Origin of the sequence: Flavobacterium sp. FlaQc-49 (assembly GCF_044005985.1) — a bacterium.
Taxonomy (GTDB): Bacteria; Bacteroidota; Bacteroidia; order Flavobacteriales; family Flavobacteriaceae; genus Flavobacterium; species Flavobacterium cupriresistens.
In genome coordinates this window covers 907649-931060 of record NZ_JBIPCS010000001.1, presented here as the reverse complement: position 1 = coordinate 931060, position 23412 = coordinate 907649, and the positions used below count along the sequence as shown (strand labels likewise).

18 protein-coding genes are annotated in these 23412 nt (G+C 36.1%); 14 read left to right on the top strand and 4 right to left on the bottom strand.

Annotation, left to right across the window (positions count from 1 at the left end; genetic code table 11):
• Nucleotides 1-12 precede the first annotated feature (12 nt).
• The 8 genes from ACHRV3_RS03285 to ACHRV3_RS03250 all read left to right on the top strand — a co-directional run bounded on the left by ACHRV3_RS03285 (nt 13) and on the right by ACHRV3_RS03250 (nt 8304).
• The gene (locus ACHRV3_RS03285) at nt 13-246 is read left to right on the top strand and encodes a hypothetical protein (RefSeq protein ID WP_047777341.1); all 234 of its coding nucleotides are present in this window, start codon (nt 13-15) and stop codon (nt 244-246) included.
• On the top strand, nt 218-616 hold the full coding sequence (locus tag ACHRV3_RS03280; protein ID WP_395427606.1) for a YchJ family protein: 399 nt from the start codon (nt 218-220) through the stop codon (nt 614-616). The genes ACHRV3_RS03285 and ACHRV3_RS03280 overlap by 29 nt, the downstream gene beginning before the upstream one ends.
• Nucleotides 617-722: 106 nt before the next feature.
• The gene (locus ACHRV3_RS03275) at nt 723-1841 is read left to right on the top strand and encodes a VWA domain-containing protein (RefSeq protein WP_047777132.1); all 1119 of its coding nucleotides are present in this window, start codon (nt 723-725) and stop codon (nt 1839-1841) included.
• Nucleotides 1842-1921: 80 nt separating this feature from the next.
• Nucleotides 1922-3385 carry an AAA family ATPase gene (locus tag ACHRV3_RS03270; RefSeq protein ID WP_395435619.1) on the top strand — a complete coding sequence of 488 codons (1464 nt, stop codon included), beginning with the start codon at nt 1922-1924 and terminating at the stop codon, nt 3383-3385.
• A 317-nt stretch (nt 3386-3702) separates the two neighbouring features.
• On the top strand, nt 3703-4296 hold the full coding sequence (locus ACHRV3_RS03265) for a 2OG-Fe(II) oxygenase (RefSeq protein ID WP_047777135.1): 594 nt from the start codon (nt 3703-3705) through the stop codon (nt 4294-4296).
• 61 nt (nt 4297-4357) lie between these two features.
• Nucleotides 4358-5209 carry an EamA family transporter gene (locus tag ACHRV3_RS03260; protein ID WP_395435620.1) on the top strand — a complete coding sequence of 284 codons (852 nt, stop codon included), beginning with the start codon at nt 4358-4360 and terminating at the stop codon, nt 5207-5209.
• A gap of 455 nt (nt 5210-5664) precedes the next feature.
• Entirely contained in the window at nt 5665-6951 is a 1287-nt protein-coding gene (locus ACHRV3_RS03255; protein WP_395435621.1) for a Glu/Leu/Phe/Val dehydrogenase, read from the top strand.
• A gap of 129 nt (nt 6952-7080) precedes the next feature.
• Nucleotides 7081-8304, top strand: coding sequence for a sterol desaturase family protein (locus ACHRV3_RS03250; RefSeq protein WP_395435622.1), 1224 nt, complete (start codon nt 7081-7083; stop codon nt 8302-8304).
• Nucleotides 8305-8850: 546 nt separating this feature from the next.
• On the opposite strand, the gene ACHRV3_RS03245 is transcribed toward ACHRV3_RS03250, so the two are convergent.
• Nucleotides 8851-10449: a DUF6377 domain-containing protein gene (locus ACHRV3_RS03245; protein WP_395435623.1), complete on the bottom strand. Its 1599-nt coding sequence runs from the start codon at nt 10447-10449 to the stop codon at nt 8851-8853.
• 449 nt (nt 10450-10898) lie between these two features.
• On the opposite strand from ACHRV3_RS03245, the gene ACHRV3_RS03240 reads away from it, so the two are divergent.
• The 6 genes from ACHRV3_RS03240 (at nt 10899) to ACHRV3_RS03215 (ending at nt 20813) form a co-directional block, all read left to right on the top strand.
• Nucleotides 10899-11420, top strand: a complete 522-nt coding sequence (locus ACHRV3_RS03240; protein ID WP_395435624.1) for a DUF5004 domain-containing protein — start codon at nt 10899-10901, stop codon at nt 11418-11420.
• Between the two features lie 9 nt (nt 11421-11429).
• On the top strand, nt 11430-12512 hold the full coding sequence (locus ACHRV3_RS03235) for a hypothetical protein (protein WP_395435625.1): 1083 nt from the start codon (nt 11430-11432) through the stop codon (nt 12510-12512).
• A gap of 29 nt (nt 12513-12541) precedes the next feature.
• Nucleotides 12542-15559, top strand: coding sequence for a SusC/RagA family TonB-linked outer membrane protein (locus ACHRV3_RS03230; RefSeq protein ID WP_395435626.1), 3018 nt, complete (start codon nt 12542-12544; stop codon nt 15557-15559).
• Nucleotides 15560-15587: 28 nt separating this feature from the next.
• Complete coding sequence (locus ACHRV3_RS03225; protein ID WP_395435627.1) at nt 15588-17099, top strand: RagB/SusD family nutrient uptake outer membrane protein; 1512 nt, start codon at nt 15588-15590, stop codon at nt 17097-17099.
• A 423-nt stretch (nt 17100-17522) separates the two neighbouring features.
• Complete coding sequence (locus ACHRV3_RS03220; protein WP_395435628.1) at nt 17523-18767, top strand: glycoside hydrolase family 71/99-like protein; 1245 nt, start codon at nt 17523-17525, stop codon at nt 18765-18767.
• 27 nt (nt 18768-18794) lie between these two features.
• On the top strand, nt 18795-20813 hold the full coding sequence (locus ACHRV3_RS03215; RefSeq protein ID WP_395435629.1) for a glycoside hydrolase family 97 protein: 2019 nt from the start codon (nt 18795-18797) through the stop codon (nt 20811-20813).
• A gap of 91 nt (nt 20814-20904) precedes the next feature.
• Here the strand turns inward: ACHRV3_RS03215 and ACHRV3_RS03210 are convergent, their stop codons facing one another.
• The 3 genes from ACHRV3_RS03210 to ACHRV3_RS03200 all read right to left on the bottom strand — a co-directional run bounded on the left by ACHRV3_RS03210 (nt 20905) and on the right by ACHRV3_RS03200 (nt 23252).
• A complete protein-coding gene (locus ACHRV3_RS03210) occupies nt 20905-21819 on the bottom strand; it encodes a hypothetical protein (protein WP_395435630.1) in 915 nt (304 codons plus the stop codon).
• A 271-nt stretch (nt 21820-22090) separates the two neighbouring features.
• A complete protein-coding gene (locus ACHRV3_RS03205; protein ID WP_230002341.1) occupies nt 22091-22525 on the bottom strand; it encodes a DUF6526 family protein in 435 nt (144 codons plus the stop codon).
• 223 nt (nt 22526-22748) lie between these two features.
• Nucleotides 22749-23252, bottom strand: a complete 504-nt coding sequence (locus tag ACHRV3_RS03200) for a DNA-deoxyinosine glycosylase (RefSeq protein ID WP_395427591.1) — start codon at nt 23250-23252, stop codon at nt 22749-22751.
• Nucleotides 23253-23412 lie beyond the last annotated feature (160 nt).

Sequence of the window (23412 nt, the reverse complement as noted above, 5' to 3'; positions counted from 1 at the left end):
ACAACATAAAATATGAATACAAAATTCGAAGATTTAAAAACAAGTGTACAAGAGATAATTGATTTAATAGCTGCCAAACAAGAGAAGGAAGCCAATAATAAATTACTGGAAGTAAGCGAAACTCTTGACGAATTGCTTGATTTTGCAGAAGAAGACGAAGAATTAAGAGAAATTAGCAGGTATCAGGTTTTATTAAATCAGCTGCATGTGAAAATCAATGGAGAAGAGCAGGTTGATGGAGAGTAAAAAATGCTTTTGTGATACCGGTTTGTTGTTTGATGAGTGTTGTGGATTGTATCTTGACAAGAATCAGCAAGCACCAACCGCACTGGCTCTGATGCGTTCCAGATATTCGGCCTACGCAACTCATAATGCCGATTATCTATTAGAAACAACCTATGTTTCGGAAAGACCGTATTATTCAAAAGCCGAAATACTGAATTGGGCGACTGCTAATGAATGGCAAAAATTAGAAATTATAAGTTTTGCCGAGACAACAGTCGAATTTAAAGCGTACTTTTTAGACAGCGAGCGTAAACCCCAAACGCATTACGAATTTTCTACTTTTAAATTCGAAAATAATAGCTGGTTTTATTTCGACGGAAAGTTTGAATAATATACAATTTCGGAGCTAATTTCGGACTATTTTCGGCGTTTTTTTTAACTAAAAATTAATAAGCGTTTCGTTTTTCATAATTCTAAAAAACCGTAATTTTAGAATTATGAAAAACGAATTTAAAAAAGGTTTTTACTTTAAGACATACGAAGCCCCATTTCAGTCTCCGTTTGAAAAGCTTTTCGGGATTTTCAAGGAGCTTATCACTCATACCTCAGGAGATTTTGATGAAGCAATAGACTGGCTTCGCGAATTGGATAAGGAATACAAACTCACCGATGAGCACTACACTATCGATGATTTTATTGAAGATCTGAAAAAGAAAGGTTATATAAAAGACGAAGCCAAAGAAGACGGTACTTCTGGTTTTGGAATAACAGCAAAAACAGAACGAGCCATCAGGCAACAAGCTTTGGATCAGATTTTCGGTAATTTGAAGCGTTCCGGTAACGGAAATCATAAAACCAAATACGCCGGTAACGGTGACGAACATACAGGCGAATTCCGTGAATTTAGTTTTGGAGACGGCCTGGAACGTATTTCTTTGACAGAAAGTTTAAGAAATGCTCAGATCAATAATGGTGTGGAAAGTTTTATGCTTACCGAAAATGATTTGGTGGTCGAAGAAACCCAATATAAAGCACAAATGAGTACCGTTCTGATGATTGATATCAGTCACAGTATGATTTTGTATGGGGAAGACCGCATTACACCGGCAAAAAAAGTAGCCATGGCATTGGCTGAATTAATCACAACACGATACCCAAAGGATACACTCGATATCTTGGTTTTTGGAAATGACGCCTGGACGATTCCAATCAAAGATTTACCGTATTTGCAAGTTGGTCCTTACCATACCAATACCGTTGCCGGTTTGCAATTGGCGATGGATATTTTGCGTAGAAAACGAAATACCAACAAACAAATTTTCATGATTACCGACGGAAAACCGAGTTGTGTTCGCGAGCGTGATGGTTCCTATTATATGAACAGTAACGGTTTGGACGAATATATCGTAGACAAATGTTATACACAAGCACAACAAGCCAGAAAATTACATATCCCGATTACGACCTTTATGATTGCAAATGATCCCTATTTGCAACGTTTTGTGAATCATTTCACGGAAGCCAATCAGGGTAAAGCATTTTATACCGGATTAAAAGGTCTGGGGGAAATGATTTTTGAAGATTATGAAACCAATAGAAAAAAACGGGTAAGGTAGAGACGCACTGCTGTGCGTCTCCACAAACGGCATTAGAGACGCACTGCTGTGCGTTTCCACCAAAATTTTAAATAAATAATATGAAAATAGAAAACATAAATACATTAGGTCAATTAAAAACATCAGGATATAAAACCAAATCGATCAAAGACGAATTGAGAGAAAATCTTAGAGAAAAAATTAAATCAGGACAGCCTGTTTTTGAAGGCGTTCATGGCTTTGAAAATACCGTAATTCCAGAGTTGGAACGCGCTATTTTGTCCCGTCATAATATTAATTTATTAGGACTTCGTGGTCAGGCAAAAACCAGATTAGCGCGTAAAATGATCGAATTGTTAGACGAATATATTCCGTTTGTCTCCGGTTCTGAAATAAACGACGATCCTTTAAATCCGATTTCCCGCTTCGCAAAAGATCTTATTTTGGAGAAAGGTGAAGAGACGCCAATTTCGTGGCTACACAGAAGCGATCGTTTTTTCGAAAAACTGGCCACTCCAGATGTTACTGTTGCAGATTTAATAGGTGATGTTGATCCGATAAAAGCGGCCAATTTAAAGTTATCTTATGCAGATGACCGCGTGATCCATTTTGGAATGATTCCGAGAGCAAATCGCTGTATTTTTGTAATAAACGAATTGCCTGATTTACAGGCCAGAATTCAGGTGGCTTTGTTTAATATTTTGCAGGAAGGAGATATTCAGATTAGAGGTTTTAAGTTGAGAATGCCGCTTGATATGCAGTTTGTTTTTACTGCAAATCCGGAAGATTATACCAATAGAGGAAGTATTGTTACACCGCTTAAAGACCGAATCGGTTCTCAGATTTTAACGCATTATCCGGAGACAGTAGAAATTGCCAGAACAATTACAGAACAAGAAGCGAAGTTAGACGAAAATCAAAGTGAAATTGTCTATGTACCAAGTCTGGCAAAAGACATTTTGGAACAAATAAGTTTTGAAGCGCGTGACAGCGAATACATTGACAATAAAAGTGGTGTAAGTGCCAGAATGAGTATTACAGCATTTGAGAATTTAATCAGTACTGCAGAACGTCGTGCTTTGATTGCAGGAGTTGATAAAACAACCTTGCGTTTGTCAGATTTTATAGGAGTGATTCCATCTATTACCGGAAAAGTAGAGTTGGTTTACGAAGGAGAGCAGGAGGGAGCAGCCGCTGTGGCTCAAAATCTGATCGGATTAGCCGTTCGTACTTTGTTTTCGCAACTTTTCCCTAAGATTGAAAAACTCGAAAAACCGGATGAGAAAACTCCGTATTCCGATATTATTGATTGGTTTTTTGCAGAGAGCGGATTTGAACTGTTAGACGATTGTTCAGATGCGGACTATCAAGGTATACTGGATGAAGTAATTCCTTTAGAGACTCTGGTAAAAAAATACCATCCGCAATTAGATAAAAAAGACAGGTATTTTGTAAAAGAATTTGTTTTATGGGGATTGGTAGAATATCGAAAACTAAGCAAAGATCGCTTCGCAAAAGGACATCAGTTTAAAGATATATACGGAAGTTATATTAGTAAATTTTAAATAATTTAAAAAAAAAACCGACAGGTTTCTAAAACCTGTCGGGTTTAATCTGTAGGTTATATCAGTAAATTTTAAATAATTTAAAAAACAAACCCGACAGGTTTTTAAAACCTGTCGGGTTTAATACGTAAGTTATATCAGTAAAATTTAAAAATAATAACAAACCTGAAAGATTTCAAAATCTGTTAATTCTGTAGAAAAACCGATTGCCAATTAAAGGCCATCGGTTTTTTTTATTTTGAAAATAAAGGCTTTACTAGTTTAAAATCATCTACCTTGTTCCGTTGGCTGTAATTGCAGTCTTTCCTAAAAATAAAATGGAAGATAGTTTTGAAGATTTAATTGCTTCGTATATTGAGAATAATGTTGGAATAGCGGAAGATTTTTTGAGTCCTGTATTAGCAAATCAGTTAAAACAAAATTTACTCGATTTAAATCAAAATAAAATGTTGTTAGCTGCCGGAATTGGAAATCATGAGAGACCAGCTTATGATGACGCCATAAGAAGTGATTCGATTTACTGGCTGGATAAAAAACATAATAATGTTTTTGAAAATGAGTTTTTTGCCAAGATTGACGCTTTTATACTTTATTTAAATGAAAGTTGTTATGCAGGAATTACCGGTTACGAATTTCATTATGCTTTATACGAAAAAGGAGATTTTTATCTCAAACACTTAGATCAGTTTAAAAATAATCCGAGCCGTAAGTATTCAATGATTTGTTATCTGAACGGCAATTGGCAGGAAGCTGATGGTGGAGAATTGTTAATTCATCAAGTAAATAATAATCAGAAAATTGCGCCGACACAAGGTAAAACTGTTTTCTTTAAAAGTGATGAATTGATACATGAAGTTTTGGTAACTCAGAATACTCGAATGAGTATTACGGGTTGGTTAAAGAGCGATTAATATTCTTTTTTGGAAGTTATAATAAGGATTAACGTTATTTTTGTCTGCAAAATCAAATAGTATGTTATTCCTTATTCTAAGTATATTTTGCAGTGTAATTGTTGGTGTTATTTTTAAAGTCACACGAAAATATGCGACCAATCCAACTCAGATTGTAGCTTTCAATTATGTATTTGCGTTATCACTTTGTTATATTACATTTAGTCCCGATCTAAGTGCGGTAAATTCAGCTGCACCTTGGGGAATTTACTTTTTAATTGGAGTTCTGTTGCCGGTAATTTTTCTTTTCCTGGTGGCTTCAATCCGACATATGGGAATTGTAAAAACAGATACTGCACAACGATTATCACTGTTTATTCCAATTCTTGCTGCTTGGTTTATTTTTAAGGAAGAATTTAACACCTATAAAGTTATCGGACTTATAATAGGCTTTTTGGCACTTTTGCTAATCTTAAAAAAACAAACTGAAAATACGGAGAACAAATGGATTTATCCAGCTGTTGTTTTACTTGGTTTTGGTGTTATCGATATTCTTTTTAAGCAAATAGCATTATACACAACTTTACCCTATACGACTTCTTTATTTGTTGTTTTTGCCATTGCATTGGTTGTTGCTCTGAGCATTGTAGGTTATGAAGTAGTAGTAAAAAGAGGAAAATTAGAATCTAAAAACATTCTTTTTGGAGCATTGGTTGGTCTTTTTAACTTCGGAAATATTTTGTTTTACCTGAAAGCACATCAAGCTTTTTCAGATAATCCTTCTACCGTTTTTGCCGGAATGAATATGGGCGTTATAATCCTGGGAAGCCTTATTGGTTTACTTTTTTTCAAAGAAAAATTATCGAAAATCAACTTTGTGGGGATCATTTTAGCATTAATTGCCATCATTTTGATTGTTATGTCGCAATTTTAGTTGTTTTTATAATATTGTAAACGCTTTATTTACAATGGTTTTTGTACTATTTTTCATTTTATTTGAAATTAATTCTACTAATTCTATGGAATATTGGAAGTAATTTATAAATTTGCAATAACAATGAAAAACTCTAGTCCAAATAATAGTCAGTTTATGCGCAGCTTAATGATGTGTTGCATGATGAATTGTGTTATGATATGGCGTTAATAGAAGATCTACTTGTTATTTTTTTTTTTTAGCCTTTCACGCACCATGAAAGGCTTTTTTTTAGAATTAGTAAAAAATAAAATATGAGACCGAATCGAAACAGAAATACAATGATGCAGTGCTGTCTGATAAAAATTCCATGCAGCAGTTGCAATCTTAACTAAACAGAGTAGCAAAAGAAATCACTTTCTGACTTTGAACACTTAAAGCAGGAAGGCATAACCCAAATAAAAAGATAAATAGCTATGAGCACAGAAATAATTAAACAGAATCCCTTTCAATCTATGATTGATCGATTTAATATTGCGGCCGATATTCTTAATTTAGAAGAATCGATCAGACAAAAATTGCAACGTCCGGAAAAGCAGATTGTTGTTAACTTTTCTATTGTTTTAGACAATGGAGAAGTCCAAAATTTTGAAGGTTATCGTGTAATTCACAATACAGCCTTAGGTCCGTCAAAAGGAGGAATACGTTATGATACCGCTGTAAACCTTGACGAAGTAAAGGCATTGGCAGCTTGGATGACCTGGAAATCTGCCGTAACGGGAATTCCGTTTGGAGGTGCTAAAGGCGGAATCATTTGTGATCCGAGAAAACATTCTAAAACAGAATTAGAGAAAATTACCAGAGCTTATACCAAAGCCTTATCCGATATTTTTGGACCTGATAAAGACGTTCCCGCACCCGATATGGGAACCGGTCCGGACGAAATGGGCTGGCTGATGGATGAATTTTCGCTGGTACACGGCAAAACAACTCACGCTGTAGTTACCGGAAAACATTTGCATTCCGGAGGTTCATTGGGTAGAGTAGAAGCAACCGGACGAGGTGTTAGTATCATTAGTTTACTGGCACTTCAGATATTAAAAATAAGACCGGCAAGAGCAAGTGCGGCAATTCAGGGTTTTGGAAATGTAGGTTTGCATTCGGCTTTGTTTTTATTCGAAAAAGGATTGAAAATAGTTGCGGTTAGTGATGTTTCAGAAGCTTTTTACAATCCGGATGGGATCAATATTCCTGAGCTTATTTTGTATTATAATTTGAACAATAAAAGCATAAAAGGGTATCCGAATTCAGTTGTGATTCAACACGAAGAGTTGTTGCTTTTGGATGTTGATGTCTTGATTCCAGCGGCAAAAGAGGACGTGATAACACAAAAAAATGCCAACGACATTCGTGCTAAAATTATAGTAGAGGGCGCAAATGGCCCGGTTTCTTCCGATGCAGATAAAATTTTACATGACAATAATGTTTTGGTTGTTCCGGATATTCTGGCCAATGCCGGTGGAGTTACCGTTTCGTATTTTGAATGGCTTCAGAATTCACTTTCAGAATCATGGAGAATGCATCAGATTAATACCCGTCTGGAGGTAATATTAGAGAAGAGTTTTGATACTGTTTTCAGAACAGCAAAGAAACACAACGTTACGCCACGTATTGCTGCTTATATTCTTGCCTTGCAAAAAGTAGCCGTAACGCAGTCGGTTAAAGAAGTTGCGTTGGATGCTTTGAAATATAAACAAAATTAAAAATTCGCTCTAAAATCAGCGTAAGATCATTTTCATCAATCGATGCCATTCTGTAGCTGGATGTTGCGTTGATTGGTGAAAATATTTTCTTTTTGAATTATTTATAAATGCAGTAAAGTAATTTTTAAAATGGAACATATTAATTTTCTTGCCTTCGCAATGCCTGCCTTTTTCCTTTTTTTATTTATTGAATATAAAATAGTGCAGCGAAAAAAAAGACCGGAAATTTTCAATTATGAAAGCTCAGTTTCGAATATTAGTATTGGTATAGCCGAAAGATTAATCAATTTATTTATTGCGGCAAGTTTTTACCAATTGTACGATTACATCTACGATCACTATCACATTTTTGATATCCCGTCAACTATTTTGGTTTGGTTCGGTTTAATTCTCGCAACCGATTTTGTATGGTATTGGTACCATCGATTAGGACATGAAGTCAATTTTTTCTGGGCGGCGCACATTGTGCATCATCATAGCGAAGAGTTTAATTTTACTGCAGCGGCGAGAATTACAACTTTTCAGGCCATTATCAGAACCGGATTTTGGTGTGTGCTTCCTTTTATAGGTTTTCGTCCTAAAATGGTCATTACGATGTTAATTGTTCATGGCGCCTATTCGTTTTTCACCCATACACAGCTTATTGGAAAGATAAAATGGCTGGAGTATATTTTTGTGACGCCTTCCGTACATGGGGTTCATCATGCCTCTGATGAGAAATATTTAGATAAAAACTATGGAGATATGTTCACCTTTTGGGACCATCTTTTCGGCACTTTCCAAACCGAAGAGGAAAAACCAAAATACGGATTAACACATCCACTCAAAAGCTATAGTTTTTTGTGGCAGCATTTTCACTACTATTTTGAAATTTACGAATTATGGAAACGTTCAAAAGGATTTAAAGAAAAGTGGAAAGCTGTGTTCGGAAGTCCGGCTCATATGGATCAGGACATACGTCCAATCTTAGAAAAACGTTTTCTACAGGACAAAGCCAATCCCAATCAGCGGCTTCGGTTTAAGAATTATCTGTACATTCAATTGGGAGTTTCAACTTTGATTCTGACTGCTTTTACGTATTATTTTGAGTTGTTAAGCGCCTTCGATAAGGTTTTTGTGTTGTTCTTTATACTTATTACGTTAGTGAATTGCGGTGCTTTATTAGAACAAAGAAAATGGATTTATTATCTTGAGTATGCCAGGATCTATATGGTTGCGGTCTATTTTTTATATGAGAAAAACTTAACTTCTTTTTTCTTTATTCCTTTAGCAATAATGATTTTTGCTGAGCAATTATTCTCACTTAGCAAGCGTTATCAGAATGTTGTTCTTCAGTTAGAAACTTCGGAATAGTTTTTTGTCGTCACGAATTTCACGAATCTATGCGAATTAATTTGTGCGAATTCGTGTAATTCGTGGCTTTTTTTTTGCCACAGATTAAATGATTTTAAATGATTTTTTAATCTGTGCGAATCGGTGTAATCTGTGGCATTTATTTGGGTTTAGTTTTTTGTTGCCACGAATTTCACGAATCTACGCGAATTAATTTGTGCGAATTCGTGTAATTCGCGGTGTTTTTTTTGCCACAGATTAAATGATTTTAAATGATTTTTTAATCTGTGCGAATCGGTATAATCTGTGGCATTTATTTGGGTTTATTTTTTTGCTGCCACGAATTAATTATCAATCGTCTCCCCGTTTGTCATTTTCGAGCGAAGTCGAGAAATCACAATCGCAAATCAACAAAGATTGGCGATTTTTTATGCAGAATTTCTGTCGTGATTTCTAGTACCGAAATGACATGATAACACACTCAAACCTCTGCAACTTTGTCCCTGAAAACTCAGAACCTCAGAACCTCAGAACCTCAGAACCTCAGAATCTCAGAATCTCAGAACCTCAGATAGTCTTAATCGCCATAATTTTCTCTTCAAAAGTATCCTTAAAGTCTGATTTACTTTTGATTCTGGTTTTGTACGTGTAGATTGTAGCTACAGAAAGTTCCAGGAATTCTGCCATCTGACTGCTGTCCTGAATTCCCAGTCGGTATAAAGCAAAAATTCGGAGTTCGGTATTCAGAAGTTCTCCTTTTTTTACAATCGATTTATGATCATTTGGAAATAAATGATTAAAATCAGTTACAAAAGTTGGGAACAATTTCAGAAAGATTTCATCAAACTGGTGGAATAAATTCTCGCGTTCCTCCTTTACATTATATCGTTTTAAACTCGCGATAACTTCATCTGTTTTTTTGGTAATGATTTTATGAAGCGTGCTTTTCTGGATATGGTCTATTTTATTGATGAAAGCTGAGGTTGCTTTAATAAAATAAGTGATATATTCCTCTTTAATCGCATTGGCTTCACTCAGGCTGATATTCATTTCCTGCAATTTACTATAGGAGTCGGCCATTATTTTTCTCGCCTTATTTCTTTCTTTTAATTGTTTGAAAATAATGATCGAAAATAAAATGATAATCACAGTAAGTATAGTCAACAGGATAATGATTCTTTCCAGTTTATCATTTTTTTCTTTGACATTATTGAGTTGTGCTTTTTCAATTATGGGGAGGATCATTGAAATCTCAATTTTGCGATGTCTGGCGTTGTAAAAAGTAGCATCATCCATGGCAATGTTGATGTACTCGTTTGCTTTGTCCAGATAACCCATTTTAAAGAGTTCGTTTGCTAAATTACGGAGTGCCACGGTCTCCTTTGTCGCATTTTTAACATCGGCAATGGCAGCAAGTGCGAGGTATTGAACAGCTTTTTTAGTATACCCTCTTTCCGAATAAATATAACCAAGACTTGAAGTAGCAATTCCATAATAATCAGGTGGCAGATCATAATTATTGATCCAATAACTAAAGGCAAATTCAGCACCGCGCCAGTCTTGTTGTTTTAATCGTTTTAGACTTTCTGCGCTCCAGTATTCGTTGGTATTGGTTGCGGTGAGTTCTAGAGCCTTTCTTAAAAAATGATTTCCCTGCTGTGTATAATGAATGCTATAACGCTGATCGTGGTTGTAATCCGATAGGTCGTAGTAAGCACGGGCTTTTATATTGTAATATTCAATTTTGTCTTTGAGATCCAGTTTTTTGTCATCAATAACATTTAGCGTATCAATTGCTTCTTTGAATAAGCCGGAAGAAAGTAATACGAAACCTTCCTTAACACGGCTTTTAGCGAGGTATTTAGGGTTTTTTAAAACAATGGCTTTGATCTTGGCTTCTTCTAAATAATAATATGCAGAATCATATTTAAAAGATTTGTATGCATCAAACAACGCCATATAACCGTTATAAAGCTCCTCATTGTTTTGGTTCAATGTGAATTTGGATATATTCTTTTTTAATACCCCAATTTTCTGATATTTCTTTTTGAGGTAAACTTCTTTTTTTAGAAGGACTTTATCTAATTCTTCGAGGACGGGATTGGTCTCTTTTGCAGTGAGAGAAAAACCTGCAATGAAAAAATATAGAATTAGTATTCTTTGCATGGTCATGTTTTGATTTAGGGTAAAATTAGTTTTTTGGGTTGGTGGTGTTAATTCGGTTTTACTTTTAAATAGGTTGGAGCATTTAGGTGCAGTAATTCTTCAAAAGTTAACAAATTTAGACGTAACACATTTAAAAACAGCTTGTAAATGTTAAAACAAGTCTAATAATTTACAATTATACAATAAAAAGCAATTATATATAGGTATAGTGAAAAAATTATAGACTTTAATTTTCATATTGTCATTTAGATGCCGTTTTTAATCTAAACAAAGTCTTGATTTTTACAAAACTACAATTTTTGTAAGTGTTTAGTTTTTAATTAGTTGTGTTGTTTTTGACTCAATTTTTATCTTGATTTTTCTTGGATATTTTTTTTAAGATTTATTTAACTTCTAGCTTCGCTCTGTCCTTTTTGGATAAAAAAAACTAACAATCAAACCACAAATTTATGAAATGTAAAAGTATGTATTGGTTGGCTGTCATGATAAGTTTATTAGCCATTGGCTGTGATACTATTGAAGACGGAAGCCATGTTGATCCGATTACCATTTATGAAAAAGTAAATGGCAATTGGGAATTAACAAACCTGAAAATGGTTGATGAATTTGCAAAAGCAAATAAAGTCGAACCAAGTGAAGAAAACTTGAGTACTTATTTTAATTACGAGGATTTTAAAATCAAATTCAACGTAGACGAAAAAAACAGACCTACAAGTTATGAGGTTACAGGTGATGTTCCCGCATTATTTGCGCCAAAAGGGTATTGGGCATTAAGCTCCGATTTTCAGCAGACGAATGCCAGTGCAGTCAGAATCCTTTTGTACAGTGATGCTCAAAAAACTCAAAAAACAGATGAACTCCGTGTGACTTCGGTTCCGGGTAAAAACAAGGAGATGCAACTACAGTTAATGCGTACTTCGGGTGGAGTTGATTTTGTGTCTTATGTCTTTAAATTGAATGCTATTAATTAAGAAAGGAATATGAAAAAAGTTATATATACAATTTTACTTGCCCTGTTTTTGGCACCTGGTTTTGTTCAGGCGCAAGATGCGGCAGGTGCTGTGGGACCGACGTCATCATTTCCGGTAGTGTACAAGTATGATGAAAAAGTGACGTGGTATTTTGATCTTTCAGGAACCACATTTGCAGAAACGGAAGATCTCTATATGTGGATTTGGTCGCCTTCTGAACCTGATGCAGGGAATTTTGAGAATTCATCAGATTTTGCAAAACTGAAATATGAAGGAAACAAAATTTGGAGCTTTACTTTAACACCGACTGTTTATTTTTCTAAAACTCCGGAAGAAATTGCAGCAAGTGCAGGATTCTGGTTTCGTATAAAAAATAAAAACGGATCAAAACAAAGTGATGTTGCCAGCATTGCCTACACCGATTTCTCTTCATTTTATACCGCTAATGAGCTAATCAGATCGTATCCTTTAAAACCGACAATCGATAAACCGGTAAGTATTTTATTTAATTCCAATTTAAAAGATGGTTTTGCGGGTGTTCCGAGTGTACATTTCCATAGCGGTTTAAATAATTGGGCCGTTTCACAAGAGTATCAAGCCTGGCTTCCGGAGGTATCTGAAAAAACAAAATTGAAAGATTTAGGAAATGGTTTTTACAGAATGGATTTGATACCGCAGGAATATTATCATACAGAACCGGGTTTTGTCATGGAAAACATTACGTTTCTAATGGTGGCAAAAGATTGGTCTACGAATTCCGGTGATCAGATTATTTATGCAGGCGAATTTGTTCCGCCACCACCACCGGTTTTCAGATTTTTTCCTTCACAAATTAGTCAAAAGGATTTTCTGGGAATGTCTCGTAAAAACAATGAAGTGGGCGTAAACAAATTGACGTACACTATTACGGCCGGCAGTAAAATAATTTCTGGTGAATTTTCGGGAGGAACAGCAGAGATTAAAGGATTTGTCAATTTAGTTTCTGAGTTAAACGGAGTTCCGAATTTAACTGAAATTCATGTCTTAGTAAAGGATAACAAAGACAAAACAATTTCAGATACTTCGATTCCCCTTAAAACTTTAGACAAATAATTCACTATCAAATTAAAACACCAATTCTAATGAATAGTAAAAATAAAAAGGGAGTCCTGCATCAAATGTGGACTACTAAATCGGCGGTATTGATGATTTTCATGCTTTTTCTTTCGGCGGGAATTTTTGCTCAGGGGAAAAAGCAGGTATCAGGTACCGTTTATGACAATACAGGAGGTGTATTGCCGGGAGCTTCTGTTATTGAGGTTGGAACCAAAAACGGAACCACAACAGATTTTGACGGGAAATTTACACTACAGGTAGCTGTGGGAGGTGCGATAGAAGTATCTTTTATCGGATCGACTACACAAAAAGTTCTTATTACCGCAACAAGTGCTAATCTCGATGTTCGTCTTCAAAATGATGGTTATGCCTTGGCAGAAGTTCAGGTGGTGTCGGTTGGATATGGAAAAGTAAAAAAGTCGGATTTAACAGGAGCAATTTCAACCGTCGGTTCAGATGATTTGGTAAAAGGAACTCTTTCTTCTACGGAGCAGGTTTTACAAGGGAAAGTAGCGGGATTGAATATTATTCGCCCCTCGGGTGATCCGGCTGCAGGTTCGACGATACGTTTGCGTGGAGGAACTTCGCTAACGGCAAGTAACAGTCCGTTAATTGTTGTTGATGGTATTGCAGGAGTGGATATCAATGTAGTGCAACCTTCAGATATCAAATCGATAGACGTTTTAAAAGACGCTTCTGCAACGGCGATTTATGGTTCCAGAGGCGCCAATGGGGTTATTATGATCACGACAAAATCCGGAACCAAAGGCGTTTCAGTTGTATACACCGGATTATCAAGTATTGGTTATGTTACGGATAATTTAGATCTTTTATCTGCCAATCAATGGCGAGGGTATGTACGTCAGACCGGGAATTTGGATGCTGTTGATTACGGAGGAAACACCGATTGGCAGAAAGCAATTGAACAAACGGCTATTTCGCAATCGCACACTTTGAGTATTAATTCAGGTAAAGCAGACAGCGGTTTCAGAGCTTCCATTTCCTATTTGAATAATGAAGGTGTTATTAAAAAATCAGGCCTGGAAAGAATCAGTGGAAATGTGAGCGCTTATCAATATCTAGGAGACAATAAAGCGGTGAAATTTGATATGGGGTTGTTTGCCAATATCGACAAATGGCATCCTATCGATTACAGAATTTTTGAACGTGCTTACAATTTAAATCCAACGATTCCGGTGTATGATTCAAATGGAAATTTCTCCTCTGTGAGTGGAAATATTTATGAAAACCCGGTTGAAATTTTAACCAACAGAACAGTTGATAATGAGCGACACCGACTTTTGGGTTATTTTAAGACAGAAGTTAAATTCCTTAGAGATTTTACCGCATCAGCTAATATTTCGTTGGAGCATAATGCAGTAAAGGGAGGGACCTACAAACCGTCATATGCTGTTCTGGAAGGGAGAACAGAAGACGGTTATGCACAAAAAACTTACGCGGAGTACACCAATGCACAAGGCGAGATTTTTGTTAATTACAACAAAACTTTAGACAAACATACGATTGGTGCCTTAGCGGGATATTCGTATTTTGAAAATATTTATGAAGGCTTCGGAGCGCAAAGAAGCGGTTTTGTAACAGATGCTTTTAGTTTCAACAACTTGGGAGCGGGTTACAATTATCGCTTGGGGGATGTTTATTCGTATAAAGGAAAATCAAATCTGGTTTCGTTTTTTGCCCGTGCAAATTATGCTTATGACGGGAAATATTTGCTAACAGCTACTGTAAGACGTGATGGTTCAAGCCGTTTTGGAGACAATAATAAATGGGGAACTTTCCCGTCTGCTTCTGTCGCATGGAAAATTTCAAGCGAAGAATTTATGGATGCTTCAAAAGGCTGGCTGGATAATCTGAAATTGAGAGTAGGTTATGGTGTTACAGGTAATCAGGATGGAATCGGTGAATACAAATCGCTTTCTATTTTAGGAGTTGGAAACGACAGTTACTACGATCCCGTTACTAAAACATGGAGTCTGGCGTATTCTCCAAAACAAAATCCAAATCCTGATTTGAAATGGGAGTCCACACAACAATTGAATATTGGTGTAGATTTTAGTCTTTTCAACAGAATTACGGGATCATTTGAATGGTACTCTAAAACCACAAAAGATTTATTGTATACCTATGAAGTACCTCAGCCTCCTTATTTAGTAGGTAATATGTTGGCAAACGTAGGTGAAATGTCTAACAAAGGGGTTGAACTTACTTTGAATGCGAATATCATTAAAGGAGATAAATTTACTTGGGATGCGAATTTAACGCTTGGACACAACATTCAAAAAATTGAAAAACTTTCCAATCCAACCTATAAAACTGATGTTATCTACAGTGGGTCCTTACACGGATTAGCTGGTATGTCGGGTCAGTATTCACAAATTATTGCTGAAGGATATCCGGTTGGAACTTTCTGGGGTTTTCAAAGTGCAGGACTTGATCCGGATGGAAAGATGTTATACTACAATGCGGCAGGAGATAAAGTAGCAGACAATGTTTTGGTCGATGGCGATAAAAAAGATTTAGGAAATGTACAGCCTGATTTGACTTTAGGGATCGGAATGAATTTTACCTATGGAAATTTTGATTTAGGGATTTCAGGATACGGAATGTTTGGGCAAAAAGCTTTAAACGCAACCAACATGATGCTGAACGATCCGAACAGATTACCGGCCTTTAATGTTCCGGATGATTTCTTATCAAGCGGAATCACTTCGGCTCCAAAATACTCCAGCTATTGGATAGAAGATGCTTCTTTCTTTAGACTTCAGACAGTTGCTGTTGGGTATACTTTACCATTAAAATATAAAAGTTCTAAACTCAGAATTTATTTAATGGGAGAAAACCTTGCTGTATTTACGAAGTATAAAGGGGTGGATCCTGAAATTGGTTTGAATGCTCAGGACGGAATAAACCAAACCGGAGTAATGGATTTAACAGGACTTGCGGCTCCCGGTATAGACCGATACAATAATTATCCGCGACCAACAACGATTTCTGTTGGACTAAATTTTACGCTGAATAACTAAGCGAATTGATAACCATAAAATAGTAAAAATGAAAATCAAAATAACAGCAGCGATACTTTTAAGCATGTTTTTTACGGTGTCATGTACAGATTTGAATGAAGATTTATATGATAAAGTAGAAGATGGGAATTTTGGAAATACGCCAAAAGAAATTGATGCGCTGGTAGGAGGAGCTTATTCTTCGCTAAGAGGATTTGCAGATGGGATATCAAATAATTATCCGACTTGTGAATATGTTTTCTTTTTGAATGAAGTTGTTTCTGATGAGGCTACAATTCCAACCAGAGGTACAAACTGGTACGATGGCGGGCAATATCAGGATGCACAAAAACATACCTGGAAAGCAGACAACAGAATGATTCTTTCGGCCTGGCGTTATAACTATACCGGAATTGCCAAAATTAACGCAATCATCTATCAGATAGACAAATCTTCTCTGACCACTCAGGCAAAGACCCCGATTTATGCGGAGCTAAAAGCATTAAGAGCCTATTACTATTACAATCTTTTGGATTTGTTTGGGAATGTGCCCATAGTAACCAATTTTGAAGATCTGGATTTGCCTTCTAATGCTACAAGAAAACAAGTTTACGATTTTGTAGAGAAAGAATTGTTGGAGGCCATACCGTATTTGAACTCAAATGTGGTGTACTCGAAATTGACTAAAAATGTAGCATACGCTATTTTGGCAAGATTGTACCTTAATTCGGAAGCGTTTATCGGAACGGCACGTTGGCAGGATTGTCTTACGATGTGTCAGAAAGTGACGGGTTATACCTTAACACCGGATTTCTTTGCCAATTTTGCGACAGAAAATCAAACCTCTCTTGAGATTATTTTTGCGATCCCGTACGATTCAAAAGCAGGAACAGTTGGGAATTATATGAGCTCAATGTCTTGTCATTATTTGCAAAAACTGGCGATTTCTCCAACCGGAAATTATCCGTGGAGTGCTAACGGGATGTGTGGACAACCGGGCCTTTATTCAAAATTTGGTGATACCGATAAAAGAAAAAAATGCATGGTTGCCGGAGATCAGATCAATTTGGCTACGGGTTCTGTAATTATTATGGATAACGGAGAGCCGTTAACCTACACAGAGAACTTAACAAGTCTGACCGATGCCAAGGAAAACGAAGGAGTTCGCTTGGGTAAATACGAAATGAAAGCCGGAGAAAACTGGGAACGTGATCACGATTTGGTACTAATTCGCTATGCCGAAATTTTGATGATGCAAGCAGAATGTCATGTACGTTTAGGTGCTCCGGATTTAGCAAAACCATTCTTGCAACAAATAACAGGACGTGCCGGAGAAGAAATGCCAGCAATCATCGACCTTAAATTTATAGATCAGGAGTTGCTTAAGGAATTTACTTTTGAAGGAAGAAGAAGAACAGATAATATTCGTTTCGGAACCTTCTTCCTGCCATGGTGGGAAAAAGGAGCTACGGATAAAACCAGAGCTATATTTCCAATTCCGAGCAGTGTGTTAACTACAAATAAAAATCTGGTGCAGAATCCGGGGTATCCTGTGAACTAGGTTGTTGAATGTCAGTCTTTCATGTTGGTTAGTCGTGGAAGGCTGGCATGTTTTTAACTTTTGTAGAATGTTGTTCAGATTAGGAAATGTTTTAAAAAAAATGGCACGCAGATTTGGCAGATTTTCGCAGAAAGCAATGATCAAAATCTGCTAAATCTGCGTGAAAAAAAAGATTAAAATAATCAAAATGAACGGAACACAACGATTTGCTTGTTAATGATTTAAAAGCAGTTAAATAGAATTAAAAGATTTTCACAGATTAGAATTGCAATTTAAGATTGAAAAAAAATCCTTTTAATCCTTAAAATCTGTGGCAAAAAGAAAAACCTTTTGCCAATATTTTTAGCCACAGATTTAAAGGATTCCCAGAGATTAAGCAAGCTTTTGTAAGCGATGGCAAAAAAATAAAATAATAAACGAAGTATGAAAAGATATATCACAGTACTGTTTTTGGGTATCATAAACCTTATCGTCGCCTCTGGCTGCAGTAGTGACGATAAAGGTTCAGATAAAGTGACAGAACCGGAAGTACTTGCTCCGGTGGCGATTGAAAAAACAAATAACACCAAGATTTATGTGCATTATATGCCCTGGTTCGAAACCAATGAAAGCAGTGCCGATAAAAAATGGGGATATCACTGGACGATGGCTAATAAAAATCCGAATAACATAGGAGCAGACGGCCATAGAGAGATTGCGTCTTACTATTACCCACTTATTGGTCCGTATCATTCGGGGGATAAAAATGTAATTGAAAATCATTTATTATTGATGAAGTATTCAGGAATTGATGGTGTTTTGATCGATTGGTACGGCACCTATGATGTTTATGACTATAGGATGGTAAAAGAAAATACAGAACAACTTATTGCGATGTTAAACAAAGTAGGCTTAGAATATGCCATTGTTTATGAAGACAGGGTAACCAAAAGTGCCGTTGATGCCGGAAAAGCAATTTCGGTAACCAGCGCAGCCAAAACCGATTTGGCTTACGTACAGAATAAGTATTTTAAAGATGCCAATTATATTAAAATAAACGGAAAACCACTATTACTGAATTTCGGTCCGATTGTATTGCAAACCCCTGCAGAATGGACAAATGTTTTTAATACTTTGACTACGAAACCTGCATTTATAACACTTTGGGATCAGTCGGTAGAAGCTGGTGTAAATGCGTCCGGCGAATATGCCTGGGTGTATAAAAACAGCTCTTACTTGACTAATTTTTATACCAATACAAAACCAAAACTCGCTGTTGCAATAGGAAGTGCCTATCCCGGTTTTAAAGATTTTTATGCCGAAGGCGGTGGCGGAGCAGCAATTGGCTGGAATATTGCGCACAATAACGGAGCAACACTTGATGAAACGCTGGCTATGGCTAAAAGTGCCAATTTAGATTATTTACAGTTGATTACATGGAACGATTTTGGAGAAGGAACAATGTTCGAGCCAACTGTTGAATTTGGATACACCTATATCGAAAAGGTAAAAACATTTGCTGGAGTTAAAAACACAGAAAATATATTTCCGGAGATTAGCAAGTTATACAATTTACGCCTTCAAAAGAAAGGGAATGTCGATGCCCAGAACAAACTAGATCAGGCCTTTAATTATTTTGTTTCCATGCAATCTGCCAAAGCAAAAGAAGTACTTAACGAAATTAAATAAAAGCGTTGTAATTAATACAATTAAATAATGAAAAACATAAGATATAGATACTGCCTGATTACTTTAGCCTCCATGCTTATTTTTGCCTGCAGTACTAAAAAAACATATACAATTAGTTCTCCCGGGAAAAACGCTGAACTGGTTTTTCAATTAACCGCTTCGGGTCAGCCGCAGTACAGTTTCTCTTCTAATGGGAAATCGGTTATCGAACCTTCTTTATTAGGATTCGAATTTCGGGGAATTGCAAAAATGACTGAAAATTTTGAAGTGGTTTCGACCGAAGAAAAAACAGCCGATCAGACCTGGGAACAGCCTTGGGGAGAATTCAAAAAAGTAAGAGATCACCATAATGAAATGATTGTTCACCTCAAAGAATCGGGAGGAGAAGAGCGTCTTGTAGATATTATTTTCAGAGTTTTTGATGATGGCCTTGGATTCCGCTATGAATTTCCAAAACAGCCTCATTTAGGAAAGGTAAAAATCTCGAATGAAATGACACAATTTACTTTTAAAGACAATAATGAAGTCTGGTGGATTCCGGTGCACCGTGAAAACAGTTATTACGAAAGTACCTATCGCAAAACGTTAATGAGTAAAACGGATACGATCAATACGCCTGCTACTTTTGAAACGAAAGACAAATTGTATGTCGCCATTCACGAAGCCAATCTAACGGATTTTGCCTCAATGACTTTATTAAAAACAACCGACAGACAATACAAAAGTGATTTAGTGCCGTGGGCTGATGGTGTAAAAGTGTATGCCGAAACTCCTTTTAAAACTCCATGGAGAACAATCGTTGTGGGTAAAACTCCCGGAGAGGTTGCCACTTCGACGATTATGCTGAATTTAAACGAGCCTTCAAAAATTGAAGATTTGTCGTGGATTACACCGTCTAAGTACATTGGAATCTGGTGGGGAATGCATCTGGAAAAATTCACCTGGGGACAAGGTCCAAAACACGGGGCAACAACCAAGAATACAAAAGAGTACATTGATTTTGCAGCAAAGAATAATTTTGACGGTGTTTTAGTAGAAGGCTGGAACGAAGGCTGGGATGGTGATTGGACAGCCGATGGTTCTGCTTTTAGTTTTGTAAAAGCCTATCCGGATTTTAATCTGGAAGAAATTACAAAATATGCCGCGATGAAGAATGTTCGTTTAATCGGGCACCATGAAACAGCCGGAGCAACTAAAAATTACGAAAATCAATTGGAAGATGCTTTTAAATTGTATCAAAAAATGGGTGTTAATTCGGTGAAAACAGGGTATGTAAATAAGTTTTTAGATAAAAAAGAATGGCATGATAGTCAATATGGGGCACGTCATTACCGAAAAGTAATTGAAACAGCTGCAAAATACCACATCATGATTGACAACCACGAACCGATGAAAGGAACCGGAATCCAACGCACATACCCGAACTTTATGTCGCAGGAAGGCGGAAGAGGGCAGGAATACAACGCATGGTCGGTTGACGGCGGAAACACCCCGGAACATTTAACGACTTTACCTTTTACGAGAATGTTATCAGGTCCGTTTGATTATACACCCGGGAACTTCAATTTTGATTATAAAACGCCTTCAGGAGCCCGAGTACAAACCACTTTGGCAAATCAATTGGCATTGTATGTGATTATTTTTAGTCCGTTGCAAATGGCTTCCGATTTGCCTGAAAATTACGAAGGCAAACCAGCATTTCAATTTATAAAAGAAGTTCCGTGTACTTGGTCAGACACCAAAGTTTTGGATTCGAAGATTGGAGAATATACGACCATTGTCCGTAAAGACTGGAGTGAAAAAAACTGGTATTTAGGGTCGATCACGAACAGTAAAGCCCGTAATCTCGAAGTAAAACTTTCTTTTTTAGATAATGACAAGGAATACGAAGCAGAGATATATGCAGATGGAGCAGGAGCGAATTACAAAACAAATCCGTATCCCGTTGCAATCAGCAAACAAAAAGTAAACCACAATACAGTCTTAAACCTAAAATTGGCAGCAGGTGGAGGAACCGCAATAAAATTCACCCCAATAGATAAATAAAAAATAAAAAAATTAACCCGACAGGTTTCAAAAACCTGTCGGGTTTAATTTTTTTTTGGAATTTGGAATTTAACTTTTGGAATTTAAAACTCTAGTGTTTATAGAGCTTAACATGATGTCCAAAGGTATAAACAGCCGTAAGAGTTGGTCCATTATACCCCCATTTCAGAGAACCGTTAAGATGTTTTTCGATGTCTTCAACTTTAAAATTTAAACCTGTATATCCGGCTGTAAGACTAAAGTTTTTATACACATTGTATAGAAGAGATAAATTGTAGCTTAGGATTCGACCGTCTATAGTATCAATTTTTAAGGCCAGATAATTTACATTGGCATACAGACCAAAACGTTTTCCGAGTACAAATTCTCCCCATATGCCAATATCCGGTAATGGCGCTGTGAAGTTAAAATTATCATGTACTTCAGCGACGGCCTGTTTGGCATCTACACGTAAGCCCAGATCCGCAAAAAGCACATGCGCACCAATTAATAATCCGGCTTCGTATTTGGGTTTAGATAAAAAAGCATACCCATAGGCGATTCTTGCAATCTGAACATTAAAAAATGCCGTTACTCTAGCATTTACCTCGTAAGTATGCTCCCCAAAATTAATTTCTCTTTGCAAGGTTTTAGAGGAGCTTCTGTCCAGCGAAAAGTATTCAAATCCCAATCGTGATCTTCTTGAAATACGCCAATCAAATGTCCCTAAAAAGGAAGCACTTGATTTAGTAAATCCTAAATCATCTTCGAGGTCTATTGTAGTACCGATTCTTCCGTTATTAGTACCTACCTGAATTTGAGTATTATTTACAGGAAAAAAACTTCCGGCAGAAACTTTAAAGCGTCTGGCATGCCAAGGTAAATCTTCAGAATAAGTATCCTGTTCGATTTTATTTTCGTTCTGAATTACAGTTAAAGTGTCAGTTGGAGTTATTTCAGCAACGGTTTGTGCATTTGATGTCAACCCTAATAATGAAGCGGTCAAAAAGTAAAATAATTTTTTCATAAGATTAAATTTTAGATTTTACCTGGATGTTTGTAGCTATTAAAGTTAACAAAAAAAATCATTCATTTGTTTTAATTACTTTGATTATTTTGTATAATAATCTGTTTATCAGTTTTGTATGGTTTTTGGTGAAGGGGAAAGGCTCAGCGGTTCAAAGTAGCAAAGGTTCAGAGATAGAAGACAATAAAAAAGCCAATAGCAATAAGTAGATTGCAATTTTTAGACTGCATTTTTTATTGCTATTGGCATTGTTGTTTTTTATGATTTTTTCTTAAACCCTGTTATAATCAGCTCGCCAGTGTACGATTGCTCTTTTTATAGCTGCTCCTGTCAGATTATTTTCAAGGGTATTTGCTACAAGAGTTATTAACTCGTTATCAGGTGCAAAACGTAGCGCAAAAACCTGATCGTCGGTTAGTTTGTATTCGAATTCCTCGAATCTTTTTCCTGTAAGTGTAAAATAACGATAGCGAAGTTCTAATCGTATAATTCTGTTTTGCAAGGTTAAAGCATAATGCTGGCGAAGCATATAAGCAAGCCAGAATAAAAACACAAACCCAATACTTATAAAAGTCCAGATTAGCTTGTCTTCTGTAGTACACGCAAAATAAATACTAGCTGCTAAAAACCCAATCAGAATTGGGTAATATATAAAATGATGAGGTGTATAAAACCGTATATGATTACGGTATGTTTGAATTTTCATAATTATTTGGTTAAAAAAATAAACCATAAAAGTATAAAAGCTATTCTAATAAAAGAATAGCTTTTTAAATAAACTAACTATCGGCATTTCTTATACTATAGCCTTAGTAGGTGACTTGCCATTACTAAGGAGTCCAGTACTAAAATACTTCAAAAACCTTTTGGTAAAATTATCAGATTGCCGGACGAAATTATTATACTTTACCAAGATAATATTATAGAATTCAAATATCTGTTCGATTGTTTGTGAGTGAATTTATGACTTTCCACTCGGCTAATTTTGATTCGAACGATTGGCCCGCATTTGCCGGACTCGACGATGGGAGCGTAATGAGCTGATAGGATTTTTCAAGCGTAACGTATTTTTTAAAGAATGCCGCTGCTTTTTTTCCGTTAAAGAGAATCGTTGTGATGTTTGGATGTTCGTTTAAGAAGGATTCGAAGTCATTGGCAATTTCATTTTTTATGGCGCTGTCTAAACTTCCGACTCTGTCACAAAATTGTAAAACATCCCAGATGGCAATATTGTTTTTTTGCAAAAGCGCTTTTCTGGTTTCGTAGTCATTTGAAAAATCTTCGTTCAGAATTGGGAACAAAAATTTCCAGAAATTGTTCTGATTGTGCCCGTAATATTGATTGAGTTCTAAAGACTTTAGTCCCGGCATCGTGCCCAAAATCAATACATTAGACTGGTCAGAACTAAATGGAGGGAAGGAAAAACTTTTCATGCTTTTTATTGAAATTAAACTAGTAGAATAGTTGTTAATATAGTCATTAATAGGTAATTATAAAACAAAATCTAAAAATTGTATAACATTTTTCGGTGTTGTTTAATCGAACTTTGGAGTATAGATTGTAAAGAATTTGTACTTAAAAACAAATTCGCTC

Bases quoted from the DNA above. Each gene is read 5' to 3' on its own strand.
- ACHRV3_RS03285 (WP_047777341.1), top strand. From the start codon at position 13: ATGAATACAAAATTCGAAGATTTAAAAACAAGTGTACAAGAGATAATT.
- ACHRV3_RS03280 (WP_395427606.1), top strand. From the start codon at position 218: ATGGAGAAGAGCAGGTTGATGGAGAGTAAAAAATGCTTTTGTGATACC.
- ACHRV3_RS03275 (WP_047777132.1), top strand. From the start codon at position 723: ATGAAAAACGAATTTAAAAAAGGTTTTTACTTTAAGACATACGAAGCC.
- ACHRV3_RS03270 (WP_395435619.1), top strand. From the start codon at position 1,922: ATGAAAATAGAAAACATAAATACATTAGGTCAATTAAAAACATCAGGA.
- ACHRV3_RS03265 (WP_047777135.1), top strand. From the start codon at position 3,703: ATGGAAGATAGTTTTGAAGATTTAATTGCTTCGTATATTGAGAATAAT.
- ACHRV3_RS03260 (WP_395435620.1), top strand. From the start codon at position 4,358: ATGTTATTCCTTATTCTAAGTATATTTTGCAGTGTAATTGTTGGTGTT.
- ACHRV3_RS03255 (WP_395435621.1), top strand. From the start codon at position 5,665: ATGAGCACAGAAATAATTAAACAGAATCCCTTTCAATCTATGATTGAT.
- ACHRV3_RS03250 (WP_395435622.1), top strand. From the start codon at position 7,081: ATGGAACATATTAATTTTCTTGCCTTCGCAATGCCTGCCTTTTTCCTT.
- ACHRV3_RS03245 (WP_395435623.1), bottom strand. From the start codon at position 10,449: ATGCAAAGAATACTAATTCTATATTTTTTCATTGCAGGTTTTTCTCTC.
- ACHRV3_RS03240 (WP_395435624.1), top strand. From the start codon at position 10,899: ATGAAATGTAAAAGTATGTATTGGTTGGCTGTCATGATAAGTTTATTA.
- ACHRV3_RS03235 (WP_395435625.1), top strand. From the start codon at position 11,430: ATGAAAAAAGTTATATATACAATTTTACTTGCCCTGTTTTTGGCACCT.
- ACHRV3_RS03230 (WP_395435626.1), top strand. From the start codon at position 12,542: ATGAATAGTAAAAATAAAAAGGGAGTCCTGCATCAAATGTGGACTACT.
- ACHRV3_RS03225 (WP_395435627.1), top strand. From the start codon at position 15,588: ATGAAAATCAAAATAACAGCAGCGATACTTTTAAGCATGTTTTTTACG.
- ACHRV3_RS03220 (WP_395435628.1), top strand. From the start codon at position 17,523: ATGAAAAGATATATCACAGTACTGTTTTTGGGTATCATAAACCTTATC.
- ACHRV3_RS03215 (WP_395435629.1), top strand. From the start codon at position 18,795: ATGAAAAACATAAGATATAGATACTGCCTGATTACTTTAGCCTCCATG.
- ACHRV3_RS03210 (WP_395435630.1), bottom strand. From the start codon at position 21,819: ATGAAAAAATTATTTTACTTTTTGACCGCTTCATTATTAGGGTTGACA.
- ACHRV3_RS03205 (WP_230002341.1), bottom strand. From the start codon at position 22,525: ATGAAAATTCAAACATACCGTAATCATATACGGTTTTATACACCTCAT.
- ACHRV3_RS03200 (WP_395427591.1), bottom strand. From the start codon at position 23,252: ATGAAAAGTTTTTCCTTCCCTCCATTTAGTTCTGACCAGTCTAATGTA.